Here is a 13053-nt window from a genome sequence, read left to right on the forward strand (position 1 = left end):
CCCGTCCGGTGCGGGCGGCCGCCCCTGACGGCGGCCGCCCGCACCACCCCTTTACCGAGCAAGGAGTCTCAGTGACCCACTGGTGGCGGCACGCCGCGATCTACCAGATCTACGTACGCAGCTTCGCGGACGGCAACGGGGACGGCACCGGCGACCTCGCCGGGGTCCGCAGCCGGCTGCCCTACCTGCGGGACCTCGGCGTGGACGCCCTGTGGTTCAACCCGTGGTACACCTCGCCGATGGCCGACGGCGGCTACGACGTGGCCGACTACCGCGACATCGACCCGCTCTTCGGCACCCTCGCCGAGGCCGAGCAGCTGATCACCGAGGCCCACGGCCACGGGCTGCGGGTCCTCGTCGACCTGGTCCCCAACCACTGCTCCGACCAGCACGTGTGGTTCCGCGCCGCGCTGGCGGCGGGCCCCGGGTCGCCGGAGCGGGAACGCTTCTGGTTCGTGCCCGGCCGCGGCGAGGGCGGCGAACTGCCGCCCAACGACTGGACCTCCTACTTCGGCGGCAGTGCGTGGACGCGGGTCACCGAGGCCGACGGCAGCGCGGGCCCCTGGTACCTGCACATGTTCGCGCCCGAACAGCCCGACCTGAACTGGGAACACCCGGAGGTGCGCGCGGAGTTCGAGGACATCCTGCGGTTCTGGCTGGACCGGGGTGTCGACGGGTTCCGGATCGACGTCGCGCACGGGCTGGCGAAGAAGCCAGGCCTGCCGGACGTCGGCCCCGACCCCGACGTCACCGACCTCCCCTACCAGGACTGCGACGCGGTCCACGACATCTACCGGTCCTGGCGCAAGATCCTCGACTCGTACGACGGGGACCGGACGTTCGTCGGCGAGGTCTGGCTGCCGGCCGCCGAGCAGACGGCCCGCTACCTGCGCGCCGACGAGCTGCACTCCGCCTTCAACTTCGACTTCCTGTGCCGCCCGTGGGACGCCGCGGCCCTGCGCGGGGTCGTCGACAGCACCTTCGCGGGGCACGCGCCCGTCGGGGCGCCGCCGACCTGGGTGCTGTCCAACCACGACACGATCCGCCACGTCACGCGGTACGGCCGCGCGGACACGTCCTTCGACATGGGCGACAAGCGGCTGAGTGACCCGAGCGACGCGGTGCTCGGCCGGCGCCGGGCGCGGGCGGCGGCGCTGCTGACGCTGTCCCTGCCGGGCGGGGTGTACGTCTACCAGGGCGACGAGCTCGGCCTGCCGGAGGTCCAGGACCTGCCTGACACGCTCATCCAGGACCCGACGTTCTCCCGGTCCGGCGGCAGGGACCGGGGCCGTGACGGCTGCCGCATCCCGCTGCCGTGGGCGGCGGACGGGGCGTCGCTCGGCTTCTCCCCGGAGGGCGCCGACGCGCCGTGGCTTCCGCAGCCGGCGGACTGGTCGGCGCTGACCGTGGCGGCCCAGCAGGGAGACCCGGAGTCCTTCCTCTCCCTCTACCGGGCGGCACTGGCCCTGCGCGGCGAACGGCTGGCCCGGCTCCCGGAGGAGCTGACGTGGGTGGACGCGGGCCCGGACACGGTGTGCTTCGACCGCGCCGGTTCCTTCCGCTGCCTGGTCAACCTGGGCGCGCCTGTGCCGTTGCCGGCGGGCGCGAAGGTGCTGCTCGCCAGCGCCGCGCTGGACGGCACGGGCATGCTGCCGCGCGACACGGCGGTGTGGCTCGAACTGTAGGCGGGGGAGCGTCCTCAATCGCCGGACGGGCTGAAAGACGTCCTCAATCGCCGGACGGGCTTGATTTCAAGCCCGTCCGGCGATTGAGGACAAAGCCCCACCGGGGGGCCTCCCGGAAGGGCTACAGGGCCAGGGACAGGAGCATCGGCGCCGCACGCCGGTTCAGCGCATCCGCCGCCGCGCGCAAGCGATGCGCATCCTCCACCGGCAGCGAGAGCGCCAGGCACCCCGCCGACGCACCCGCGGTCAGCGGCACCGCCGCGCACACCGTGCCGACCGCGTACTCCTGGAGGTCGAGGACCGGGACCGTCGCCGGCTGGCTGTCCAGCTTGGAGAAGAGGACCTTCTCGCTCGTGATGGTCCGCGACGTCAGCCGCGCGGGCTTGTGCCGCGAGATGTGGTCGCGCCGCCCGTTCTGGTCGAGCTGGGTCAGCAGGCACTTGCCGATCGCCGACGCGTGCGCCGCGGACCGGAAGTCCACCCACTCGTTGACCGCGGGGGTACCCGGGCCGTCGGCGTACTGCGTGACCCGGATCTCGCCGTCCACGTACCGGCTGATGTAGATCGCCGCACCGACCGAGTCCCGCAGCTGTACCAGCGCCTGCTGGAGGCGGGCCTCCACGGCCTGTCTGCGTGCGGCGCCCGAGCCGAGCAGCAGCAGCGACGCACCGATCACGTACGCGCCGTCGGTGACCTGCTCGACGTACCCCTCGCGGCGCAGCATCAGCAGCAGGGAGGCGAGATGCCCGACGGGCAGTCCCGTCTCCCGGGCGATCTGGGTGTCCGTCACACCGTTGCCGTGCTTGGAGACCGTTTCGAGAACGCGCAGGGCGTACTGCACCGAATGGAACGGCGCGGTCGGTTCGGGCTTCAACGCCACGGTTTCCCCCTAGCAGGTTGTGACCGCAAGCTCTGCCACCACGATAGCCGCCAAGGGCCGAACGTGGGGGGCTGTTGACGACTCCCTGGTGCGCCCCGGCGCCGTGGGCTGGGGCGCACCCGTCCGGCATATGCCGGAGTCAAGGGCGAGCGACGGATACCGAGGTCACAGCACCGCGTTGAGGAATTCGCGTGTGCGTTCGTGTTCGGGATCGGAGAAGATTTTTTCCGGCGAACCCGACTCCACGACCCGCCCGGCGTCGAACATCAGCACCTTCTCCGACACGTCCCGGGCGAAATTCATCTCGTGGGTCACGCAGAGCATGGTGATGTCGGTGTTCCTGGCGATGTCGCTCAGCAGCTCCAGCACGCCCGCCACCAGCTCCGGGTCGAGCGCGGACGTCACTTCGTCCAGGAGCAGGATCTCCGGCTCCATCGCCAGCGCCCGCGCGATCGCGACCCGCTGCTGCTGGCCGCCGGAGAGCTGGGAGGGTGGGCGTCGACCTTCCCTGACAGCCCGACCAGGTCGAGCAGCTCCCGGGCCCGGGTCTCCGCCTTGTCGCGGTCCATGCCCAGGACGTTGACCGGCGCCTCGGTGATGTTCTGCAGCACCTTCATGTTCGGGAAGAGGTTGAACTGCTGGAAGACCATCCCGATCTTCTTCCGCGCCTCGCGCAGATGCTTCTCCGACGCCGGCTTCAGCGAGCCGTTCGGCGCCTGCATGTGCGTCAGCGGGTCGCCGTTGATCCGGATCACGCCGTCGCTGACCCGCTCCAGCGTCATCAGCAGCCGCAGGATCGTGGTCTTGCCCGAGCCGCTGGGCCCGATCAGGGTGACGTGTTCGCCGCGCTCGACCGTGAAGTCCAGCTGGTCCAGGACGACGTGGTCGCCGTACTGCTTGACGACCTTGTCGAAGCGGACCAGCGGATGCCCGGTGTCCTTCGAGGTGGAGACCGGCACGACGTCCTCGGGCGCCGTGGCCGCGGTCTTCTGCAGGGGAGAGGTTCAGTGGCCAAGGCGCTTCTCCAGCTTTCTCATCAGCAGCGAGGTGGGGTAGCTCGCGACCAGGAAGATCACTCCGGCGAGGGTGAACGCCTCTGTGTAGACGAAGTGGTCACCCCCGTACTTGCGGGCTTCGAAGGCCATTTCCTGCACCGTGATCACGGCGAGGAACGGGGTCTCCTTGAACATCGAGATCGCGTAGTTCCCGAGCGCGGGCAGCACGTTGCGCACCGCCTGCGGCAGGATCACGGCCTGCCAGGTCCGACGGGGTGACAGGGACAGGGCCCGGCAGGCCTCCCACTGCCCCTTCGGCACGCCGTCGATCCCGGCGCGGTACACCTCCGAGGTGTACGCGGCGTAGTGGATGCCCAGCACCACGATGCCGACCGTCAGCGGCTCCACCGAGCTGAACACGGCTGCCGCGCCGACCAGTTGGACCAGTAGCGGGGTGGAGCGGACGAACTCCATGACCACCCGCACCGGCACGGTCACGAACCGGCTCGGAGTCCGGCCGGCGACCGCGATCGCCAGCCCGAGCACCGCGGCGACGAGCGTGCCGAGCACCGTGGCCAGCAGGGTGATCTTGAAGCCGTGGAGGAGCAGGGGGAGCGCCTCGTCGACGGCGTTCCAGTCGAATCCGCTGTTCACCGGACACCTCCGGCAGCCGGGGCGGGCGCGGCGCTGCGGGACTTCAGCAGGCTGCCACCGCCGCTCGCCAGACCGAGCCGCCGCTTGGCGGACCGCTCCAGCAGGTTCATCAACAGGGTCAGTGCGTAGGCCAGTACGAAGTAGCAGGCCAGCAGGGTCAGGTACGCGGTGAGGGTCTCACCGGTGCGGGTGCGCAGCTTCTCGATCACGGTCATCAGATCGGCCGCCGAGATGAGCCACAGCAGCGGCGTGCACTTCAGCAGCTGGATCAGCAGGTTGGTGAAGGACGGGATCATCTGCACCCACGCCTGGGGCATGATCACCTTGCGCATCCGGTGCAGCGGCGTCATGTTCAGCGCGACGGCCGCCTCGTACTGCGCCCGCGGGACGGAGTTGATCGCCCCCCGCACCACCTCGGCGCCGTACGCGCCGTAGTTGAGGCCGAAGGCGACGACGCCGCAGAGCAGCGGCGTCAGCTCGTACCCCGTCAGCGGCGGCATCGCGTAGTAGAGCCAGAACAGCTGGACGTACAGCGAGGTGCCGCGGAAGAACTCCACGACCACGCGGGACACGCCGCGCGACACCAGCAGCCGGCTGACCGACATCAGGCCGAGGGCGAAGGACAGGAACAGCGCCAGCAGCGCGCCCAGGACGGTCGCCTCCAGAGTGACCCACAGGCCCGAGCGCAGCTGTGGCAGATCGTCCATGAAGGCGGAGAAGAAGTCACTCATGCGGTGGGTTCCGTCCCTGTCAGCCCTTGCACAGATCGGCCGTCTTCAGGGTCGCCGGCGGGAGCTCGGTGGCTCCGAAGCCGTAGTCCTTGAGCAGGCCCACATAGCGGGACCTGTCGGAGACGATCTTCTTCAGCTCGCGGTTGAAGGCGTCCCGCAGGTCCTCGTTGCCCTTGCGGAAGACCGCGCCGCCCGGGCTGTACTGCTTCTTGCCGTTGAGCTCGGGCAGGAAGGCCTCGGTGACCTCGGTGCCCGCGTTGGTCTTGGCGAGCCAGCGCAGCGAGATGCCGGTCAGCAGGAACGCGTCGACCCGGCCGCCCTTGACCGCGTCCGCGCCGTCCTGCGGCTTCTGCAGCGTCTTGATCTTGTCCTTGGATATGCCCGCGCCCTCGGCGTACGAGCCCTCGACCGCTCCCGCCATCACCCCGATGGTGATCCCGGCCTTCTTCGCGGACGCCAGGTCGGTGACGTTCTTCGGGTTGCCCTTCTTCACCATCAGCGCGGTCGGCGAGATGAACTCGGGCTCCGAGAAGAGGGCGTTGGCGCAGCGCTCGGGGGTGATCGCCATGCCTGCGCTGACCACGTCGTACTTCTTGGCCTGGAGACCGGGGATCAGCCCGTCCCACTCGGAGAGGGTGGGCCTCAGCTCGTCGACACCCAGCGCCTTGAAGATCTCCCGGTGCAGGGTGGGCGCCTCGCCCTTGAGCGTCTTGCCTTCCATGTAGCCGTACGGGGCCTCGTCGGCGTACGCGACCCGGACGAATCCCTGCTTGCGGAGCTTGGCGAGCGCTCCCTCGCCGTCCGCGGAGTCGGCGCCGGTCTTGCTGCAAGCGGTGAGCAGGCCGGGGACGACGAGCAGACCACCCACGGCTGCCGATCGGTTGAGAAAGCCCCGGCGGGACAGGTTCGGGAAGTCAGCCATGGTTCGCAGTCTCCTGGAGGGTTCGAACAGTCCGGACAGGGTGAGCGCCTTCCCGATCCCGTACGTCTATGCAGGAAGAACTCGCATGTAACCGAACGGTGGCCGGAGGGTGACCTTCCCGTGTCCGAAGGTGGGCGGAGTGCGACGGGACGAGCGCGGGGCGTATTTCCGTGCAGGGCACGGCGGATGACGGGGTGTTATCGGGAGATGTCCGTAATGAGGTGGTGAAGTCGGTACGGTACGGACGGGGTTGGGATCAGCCGTCCAGGTCCGTGCCCGGGATGTAGCCGAGCCGCTTGTCCACCACGTTCGGCAACGGCTGCCCGGCGGACCACAGTTCGTACATCGCGACGAACTGCTCACCCAGCCGGTCGCGCCAGCCCGCCGTGTCACCGCTCATGTGCGGCGACACGATCAGACCGGGCACCTCCCACAGCGGGCTCGCCGGGTCGAGCGGCTCCTGCCGGAACACGTCGAGCGCGGCGCCCGCGATCCACCGCTTGCGCAGCGCCTCGACGAGATCGTCCTCGACGACCATCGGGCCGCGCCCCACGTTGATGAATCGGGCCGACGGCTGCATCAGCCCGAAGAACCGGGTGTCGAACATCCCGTACGTCCGCGGGGTCAGCGGCGCCGCGCAGATCACCCAGTCGGCCCGCGCCGCCAGCGGGCCCAGATCCCCGGCGCCGTGGATCGTGCGCCGGGCCGTGCGACCCACGAGCGCCACCTCGACGCCCAGCGCCATCAGGAGCCGGGTGATCGCGCGCCCGACCGGCCCGGCGCCGACGACCACCGCGCGGGAGCCCGCCACCGGGACGCTCTCACGGTGCCGCCACCGGTGTAGCCGCTGGAGCTCCAGCGTGCCGGGGAGGTCCTTCGCGAACGCCAGCACCAGCCCCGCCACGTACTCGGCGATCGGCTGCTCGAAGACGCCCCGGGCATTGGTCACCACGGTGTCGCAGTCCACCAGCTCCGGGCAGAGCAGCCGGTCCACGCCCGCACTCGCCGTATGCACCCAGGCGGGGCGCGGCCCGTCGCCGGGCCAGGCCTCCCGTACCGCGTCGGAGGCGAAGTCCCAGACCAGCAGCACATCGGCCAGCGGGAGCTGTGCGGCCAGACCGGCCCCGTCGACATGGCGGACCCGGACCTTTCCGGCCAGCCTGCCGAGCCGCGGCGACGGATCGGCGTCCAGGACGAGCAGGACGGGCTCCGGCATGGGGGACGGTTCCTCCGTGTCGGCCGAGGTGGACGGACGCCCCACGCTCGCAGCAGCTCCCGCGCCCGTCAACAGGTCGGAGCGATGACCGGGGCGGATGGGGGAATACTTGGAACGAGCGGGGGAGTCTCGCCACACCAGGAACACAGGAAGGGTGGACATGACGACCGTTGGATTCCTCTACCCGGGCCACTTCGCGGAGGACGACTTCCCGCGGATGGAGATCCTGCTGGACAGCACCATCAGACTCGTCGTCCACCACACCGAGAGCCCCGACGACGCGTATCGCGAAGACGCCCTGCGGGAGCTCGGCGCGCCCGGCCGGCTGGCCGCCGGCGCCGAGGAGCTGCAGCGGGCCGGGGTCGAGTCCGTCGTGTGGGCCTGCGACGCCGGCAGCTTCCTGCACGGCCTGCAGGGCGCCCACGACCAGGCGGCGGCCGTGGCCCGCTCGGTGGGCGTGCCCGCCTCCAGCACCTCCGTCGGCTTCGTCCACGCGGTACGCAAGCTCGGCGCCGCCCGGGTCGCGGTCGCCGCGACCTATCCCGAGGACATCGCCGCGCGCTTCACGGCGTTCCTGGGGGAGGCGGGCATCGAGGTGGTCGCCACCCACGCGGCCGGTGCCGCCACCGCCGCCGAGGCCGCGGCGTGGGGCCCGGACCGGGTCAGGGAGCTGGCCGTCGCGGCGGACCGCCCGGACGCGGACGTGGTGCTGCTGCCGGACACGGCCCTGCACACCGTGGCCCACCTCGCGGAACTGGAGGAGTTCCTCGGCAAGCCGGTGCTCACCGCGAACCAGGTGGCCGTCAGGGAGGCCCTGCGGCTGGCCGACCGCCCCGCCTGGGCCCCCCGGCTGGGCACACTCTTCGCGGCCCGCGAGTCGCCGCCGGCCCCGGCGTCGCCCAAGGCGCCGGCGAGCTGGGGGAGCGGCCGGAAGTACGCGCACGGCGGGAACGCGCACGGCCGAGGCCTCGGGGAGTAGGTTCTTTCGTTCGGGTCGGGACAGCCTTTAGGCCCGGGGCCCGGCAGCGGGCCCTGTGACCAGCTCCCATGGGCGGCTCCCGGGAATAAGCGGAGCCAACCTCCTGTTCCCTCTCTCCGGATACGCGAGCACATACGAGCACCACCGGAGAGGCCAGGACGTGGACGAGATTCGAGGCGACGAGATCCGTGGCAAGGCGGAGGGAACGGCACCCGTACCCCTCTCCGTGCTGGACCTGGTGACCGTGGGCCAGGGCCGTACCGCGACCCAGGCCCTGCGCACCGGCGTGGAGATCGCGCAGCTCGCCGAGCGCCGCGGCTTCCACCGCTACTGGGTCGCCGAGCACCACTCCATGCCCGGCGTCGCCTCGTCCTCGCCCGCCGTGATCCTGGCGCACACCGCCGCCCGCACCGAGCGCATCCGGCTCGGCTCCGGCGGCGTCATGCTGCCCAACCACGCCCCGCTCGTCATCGCCGAACAGTTCGGCACCCTGGAGGCCATGGCCCCGGGCCGCATCGACCTCGGCCTGGGCCGCGCCCCCGGCACCGACGGAGCGACGGCCGCCGCGCTGCGCCGCACCGAGCGGCTGAACGAGGGCGCCGACGACTTCCCGCAGCAGCTCATGGAACTCACCCGGTTCCTCGACGACGACTTCCCCGACGGCCACCCCTACGCCCGGATCCACGCGGTCCCGGGCCCCGTCCAGGCCACCTCGGACGGCGGCGTCCAGTCCCCGGCCCGCCCGCCGCTGTGGCTGCTCGGCTCGTCCGGCTTCAGCGCCCGGCTGGCCGGCATGCTCGGCCTCCCCTTCGCCTTCGCCCACCACTTCTCGGCCCAGAACACCGTGCCGGCCCTGGAGCTGTACCGGGAGTCCTTCAAGCCGTCCGCGGTCCTGGACGCGCCCTACGCCCTGATCGGCGTCGCGGCCCTGGCCGCCGACGACGAGCGCGAGGCCCGCCGCCAGGTGCTGACGGGCGCCCTGTCGATGCTCCGGCTGCGCTCCGGCCGCCCCGGTCTGGTGCCCACGCCCGAGGAGGCGGAGGCGTACGCGTTCACGCCGATGGAGCGCGAGTTCGTCGACAGCTGGCTGGTCAACATCGTCCACGGCACCGCCGACGAGGTCCGCACCGGCCTGGACGACCTGGCCAAGCGCACCGGCGCCGACGAACTGATGATCACCGCCAACGCCCACGGCGGCGAGGCCCGCCTGCACAGCTACGGCCTCATCGCGGACGCGTACGGCCTGCCGGGAGCCTGATCCCGTCCTCGCGTCACCGAAGCCGGTGCGGCCCTCCCGCGAGGGGGCCGTGCCGGCTTCGGCCTGTCCGCGGCCCGTCCCCGGTCACCGCTTAGGCCCCGCCGGGGCGCGAGCCGCAGCGGATCCGGTCCGTCTCAGGCCCGCAGTGCGCGGGCGCCGATCAGTTCGGCGATGCGCTCCGGGGCGACCGCGCGGGAGTACAGCCAGCCCTGGCCGGTGTCGCAGCCGATCCGGCGCAGCCGTTCCGCCTGGCAGGCCGTCTCCACGCACTCCGCGGTGACGGTCAGGCCCAGGCGGTGGGCCAGCTGGACCATGGCCTCGACGATCGTCTCGTCGGCGGGGCTGGGGTGCGAACCGTCCTCGTAGCGGAAGCCGCGCACGAAGGCGCCGTCCAGTTTCAGTACGGAGACCGGCAGGCGGCTCAGGTAGGCGAGGTTGGAGTAGCCGGTCCCGAAGTCGTCGATGGCGATCCGGACGCCCATGTCGGCGAGCGACTGAAGGGCCTGGAGCGGCCGGCCCGCCGAGCCCATCACCGCGGACTCGGTCAGCTCCAGCTGGAGCAGCGCCGGGTCCAGGCCGGTCTCCGCGAGGATCTCGGCCACATCGGTGACCAGGTCGGAGTCCCAGACCTGGCGCACGGCCACATTGACGCTGATGAACAGCGGCGGCTCGGCCGGGTGGTCGAGCTGCCAGCGCCTGGCCTGCCGGCAGGCCGCCCGCAGCACCCAGCGGCCGAGCTGCACGATCGAGCCGTCCTCCTCGGCGATCGCGACGAACCGATTCGGCGAGAGCATGCCGAACTGCGGGTGGTTCCAGCGCACCAGCGCCTCCACCCCACGCACGACTCCGTCGGCCATGCCGACCAGCGGCTGGTACTCGATGGTGAACTCGCCGCGCTCCACGGCCGGCCTGAGGTTGGACGAGAGGGCCTGGCGGGTCATCCGGTGGGCATTGCGCTCGGGGTCGAACAGGGTCCAGCGGGCCTTGCCGTCGGCCTTCGCCCAGTAGAGCGTGGTGTCGGCGGCCTGCATGAGCCCGGTGGCCGAGGTGCCCGCCACCGGGCGCTCCACCACACCGATCGACGCCGAGACGGAGAGCCGCTGGCCGCCGAGGTCGAAGGGCTTCTGCAGGGCGGCGAGCACCGTGCGGGCGAGGTCGGTCAGCTGCTTCGTACCGGTGGACTCCTCGACCAGGATCGCGAACTCGTCCCCGCCCAGGCGCGCGACCAGCGGGGCGCCGGTGGGGTGCGGGCCCTCCTGCCCGGCGCAGTCGGTGAGCCGGGCGGCGACGGCGGCGAGCAGCCGGTCGCCGATCCGGTGGCCCAGGGTGTCGTTGACCGCCTTGAAGCCGTCCAGGTCGAGGTAGCAGAGTCCGATCCGGCCGCATGCGGGCAGCGAGTCGTCCTGGTAGGGCGTGGTCTCCAGGACGGCGGAGAGCCGCTCGAAGAACAGCGTCCGGTTGGGCAGCCGGGTCAGCGGGTCGTGCATCTGGAGATGGCGCAGCCGATTCTGCAGCTCGCGCCGGTCGCTGACGTCCGCGACGGAGAGCAGCACCTGGCCGGGCGGCAGGCCTTCGTCGGCGGCAGTGTCCGGCGGGCCGGCCTCGGCCGCCCCGTTCGTCGCGGGCATCGGCACGACGGTGATCTCGGCCCACAGCGAGCGGCCGTCGGGGTGCTTGAGCCTGCGGGTGCAACGGAAGCGGGAGCGCCGGCCGTGCAGCACCTCGCGGTACGAGTGCCAGGTGCGGCCGTCCGCGGCGAGGTCGAACAGGTCGGACGCGGACTGTGCGGTGAGCGCCGCCGAGGCGACACCGACCAGGGCGGACAGGGCTTCGTTGGCGGTGACGACCAGGCCCTCGTGGTCGACGACGGCCATCGGCAGCGTGGCGGCCCGGAAGGCGGCCCGGTAGTCGTGCGGTTCGCAGGAGCCGGCTCCGTCGGCAGGCCACGAACCGTCACAGTCGGTGACCGATGGTCGTGCGGAAGAGGGGGCTGTGCCTGCCGTGGGCCTCGGCCCTTCGGAGGTTGCGCTCACCGTTCGCTCCCGCCATGCAGTTCTGTCCCGGACAGGTCTGGTCGGACTGGCCCGCCGCGTGGAGCGCCGTTGTGAGGGGCGGAAACCGCGCAGGAAAGCGAGGTGAAGCATAAAGGCTGGCGGCTCGGCCGTTCCAGCGCCCCGACTGTTGCGGACCTCGCGTCCGGCGTGCATGGGCCATTCGCGTGCAGTTCCGGTTTGTCCAGGACTGATCTTTTTTGCGCGGCTCTGTTCTCTAGCGTTGCGTCGGTGATCGATTGTGACTTTCGGTGAGCGGGCGCGTGGGGCGGCCGCTGACCCGACTGGGGCAGCACAACAGGACGTAACACCCGAACCGGCACAGGGTGGTCGGGAGGGTGCTGAAGATCCCAGGCGTCCGCACCCCGCACCCGGAGGTAGATGTGCAGCGTCAGCACGGACCCGGAGGAGTGGTGAGACCGAGTCCGCGCGCCGTGGTGGCCGGCCTGATCTCCCTCCTGGCGCTCGCCGCGATCTCCCTCGTCGCGGGGCCCGCCGCAGCCGCCAACGGTGCGGCCGGCGCCTGCGCGCTGCCCCGCACCGAGGCCCATCACTCGCTGGGCGTGGATGCGTGGAACGGCGCCTACGCGCGCCCCGACCACCCCTCGACGCGGTCATGGTCTTCCTCTCGTTCCCGGACGCCCGGCCGGTGACCACCCCCGCCGAACTCACCGCCGACTACTTCCCCGCCACCACCCGTTTCTTCCAGCGCGCCTCGTACGGAAAGTTCATCCTGCGCCCGCATCCGCAGCGGAAGTGGATCCAGATGCCCCGGCCGTCGGTCTGGTACGGGATAAAGCGTGACTGGGACAACGACCGGCGCAGCGCCTACCTGCGTGACGCGATCGACGCGGCCGACCCCGCGGTCGACTTCTCGCAGTTCGACATCGTCTACCTGGTCGCCGACCCGGACGCCCCGGGCGTCGACTCGGACGCCACCAAGGTCGTCAACTTCGACCGGCCGCTGCACGCCGACGGTACGGACATCAGGCGCGTCGTCACCGTCTTCGAACAGCACCCGCCGGACCACAACGTCCTGGCGCACGAGACCGGACACGTCTTCGACCTGCCCGACCTCTACCACCGGCCCTCGGACGGCAAGGGTGACTGGGACACCTACGTGGGCGACTGGGACGTGATGGGCAGTCAGTTCGGGCTCGCGCCCGACCTCTTCGGCTGGCACAAGTGGAAGCTCGGCTGGCTGGACGACAGCCAGGTGACCTGCATCCAGAGCGACCGGGTCGTCACCCTGGAACCGATGGCGGCGGTGCCCGTACCCGGCGCGTCCCTCGGTACGCGGCTCGCGGTGATCCGGACCGGAGAGGGCAGCGCCGTGGCGATCGAGGCCCGCAGCGCCACCGGCAACGACCGGTCCACCTGCACCGAGGGCGTGCTGCTCTACCGGGTCCGCAACGAGACCCCGTCGGGCGGCGGACCGGTCGACGTCATCGACACCCACCCCGACACCGCCTCCTGCTGGGACCAGTCGGTCTACCCGCCGCTCGCGGACGCCCCGCTACGGGTCGGCGAGACGTTCTCCGTGCCCGGCGGGCACACCACGATCGAGGTCGCCGACCGGACGCCCTCGGGTGCCTGGACGGTCCGGATCACCACCGGAACGTAGGGCGGACGGCGACAACGAAGAAGCCCCCTCGCTCTCGCGAGGGGGCTTCTTCCGTCTG

11 protein-coding genes and 1 pseudogene are annotated in these 13053 nt (G+C 71.3%); 4 read left to right on the plus strand and 8 right to left on the minus strand.

What is annotated here, in order from left to right; all coding sequences use genetic code 11:
- Positions 1–71: 71 nt before the first annotated feature.
- Positions 72–1685, plus strand: coding sequence for a glycoside hydrolase family 13 protein (locus LNW71_RS20885; protein ID WP_250969622.1), 1614 nt, complete (start codon positions 72–74; stop codon positions 1683–1685).
- A 121-nt stretch (positions 1686–1806) separates the two neighbouring features.
- Here LNW71_RS20885 and LNW71_RS20890 read toward each other — a convergent pair whose 3' ends face one another.
- From LNW71_RS20890 to LNW71_RS20915, 7 genes are all read right to left on the minus strand, one after another.
- Positions 1807–2565: an IclR family transcriptional regulator C-terminal domain-containing protein gene (locus LNW71_RS20890; RefSeq protein ID WP_250969623.1), complete on the minus strand. Its 759-nt coding sequence runs from the start codon at positions 2563–2565 to the stop codon at positions 1807–1809.
- 165 nt (positions 2566–2730) lie between these two features.
- A complete protein-coding gene (locus LNW71_RS37000; protein ID WP_374119532.1) occupies positions 2731–3018 on the minus strand; it encodes a hypothetical protein in 288 nt (95 codons plus the stop codon).
- Positions 2967–3524 (minus strand): ATP-binding cassette domain-containing protein, encoded by a 558-nt coding sequence (locus LNW71_RS20895; RefSeq protein WP_374119435.1) that lies wholly within the window; start codon positions 3522–3524, stop codon positions 2967–2969. Before LNW71_RS20895 ends, LNW71_RS37000 begins: the two co-directional genes overlap by 52 nt.
- A gap of 45 nt (positions 3525–3569) precedes the next feature.
- On the minus strand, positions 3570–4214 hold the full coding sequence (ehuD, locus tag LNW71_RS20900; RefSeq protein WP_250969624.1) for an ectoine/hydroxyectoine ABC transporter permease subunit EhuD: 645 nt from the start codon (positions 4212–4214) through the stop codon (positions 3570–3572).
- On the minus strand, positions 4211–4945 hold the full coding sequence (gene ehuC, locus LNW71_RS20905) for an ectoine/hydroxyectoine ABC transporter permease subunit EhuC (RefSeq protein ID WP_250969625.1): 735 nt from the start codon (positions 4943–4945) through the stop codon (positions 4211–4213). Before ehuC ends, ehuD begins: the two co-directional genes overlap by 4 nt.
- 19 nt (positions 4946–4964) lie before the next feature.
- Positions 4965–5867 (minus strand): ectoine/hydroxyectoine ABC transporter substrate-binding protein EhuB, encoded by a 903-nt coding sequence (gene ehuB, locus LNW71_RS20910; RefSeq protein WP_250969626.1) that lies wholly within the window; start codon positions 5865–5867, stop codon positions 4965–4967.
- A gap of 256 nt (positions 5868–6123) precedes the next feature.
- Positions 6124–7083 carry a D-2-hydroxyacid dehydrogenase gene (locus LNW71_RS20915; RefSeq protein WP_250969627.1) on the minus strand — a complete coding sequence of 320 codons (960 nt, stop codon included), beginning with the start codon at positions 7081–7083 and terminating at the stop codon, positions 6124–6126.
- 160 nt (positions 7084–7243) lie between these two features.
- Between LNW71_RS20915 and LNW71_RS20920 the strand changes: the two genes are divergently transcribed.
- On the plus strand, positions 7244–8062 hold the full coding sequence (locus LNW71_RS20920) for a decarboxylase (protein ID WP_250969628.1): 819 nt from the start codon (positions 7244–7246) through the stop codon (positions 8060–8062).
- A gap of 160 nt (positions 8063–8222) precedes the next feature.
- Positions 8223–9320, plus strand: a complete 1098-nt coding sequence (locus tag LNW71_RS20925) for an LLM class flavin-dependent oxidoreductase (protein ID WP_250969629.1) — start codon at positions 8223–8225, stop codon at positions 9318–9320.
- Between the two features lie 134 nt (positions 9321–9454).
- On the opposite strand, the gene LNW71_RS20930 is transcribed toward LNW71_RS20925, so the two are convergent.
- On the minus strand, positions 9455–11353 hold the full coding sequence (locus LNW71_RS20930) for an EAL domain-containing protein (protein ID WP_250969630.1): 1899 nt from the start codon (positions 11351–11353) through the stop codon (positions 9455–9457).
- Between the two features lie 428 nt (positions 11354–11781).
- Between LNW71_RS20930 and LNW71_RS20935 the strand changes: the two are divergent.
- Positions 11782–12995: pseudogene (locus tag LNW71_RS20935) on the plus strand (M6 family metalloprotease domain-containing protein).
- The last annotated feature ends 58 nt before the right edge of the window (positions 12996–13053 follow it).

Origin of the sequence: Streptomyces sp. RKAG290 (assembly GCF_023701695.1) — a bacterium.
Taxonomy (GTDB): Bacteria; Actinomycetota; Actinomycetes; order Streptomycetales; family Streptomycetaceae; genus Streptomyces.

Bases quoted from the DNA above. Each gene is read 5' to 3' on its own strand.
- ehuB (WP_250969626.1), bottom strand. From the start codon at position 5,867: ATGGCTGACTTCCCGAACCTGTCCCGCCGGGGCTTTCTCAACCGATCG.
- LNW71_RS20920 (WP_250969628.1), top strand. From the start codon at position 7,244: ATGACGACCGTTGGATTCCTCTACCCGGGCCACTTCGCGGAGGACGAC.
- LNW71_RS20915 (WP_250969627.1), bottom strand. From the start codon at position 7,083: ATGCCGGAGCCCGTCCTGCTCGTCCTGGACGCCGATCCGTCGCCGCGG.
- ehuC (WP_250969625.1), bottom strand. From the start codon at position 4,945: ATGAGTGACTTCTTCTCCGCCTTCATGGACGATCTGCCACAGCTGCGC.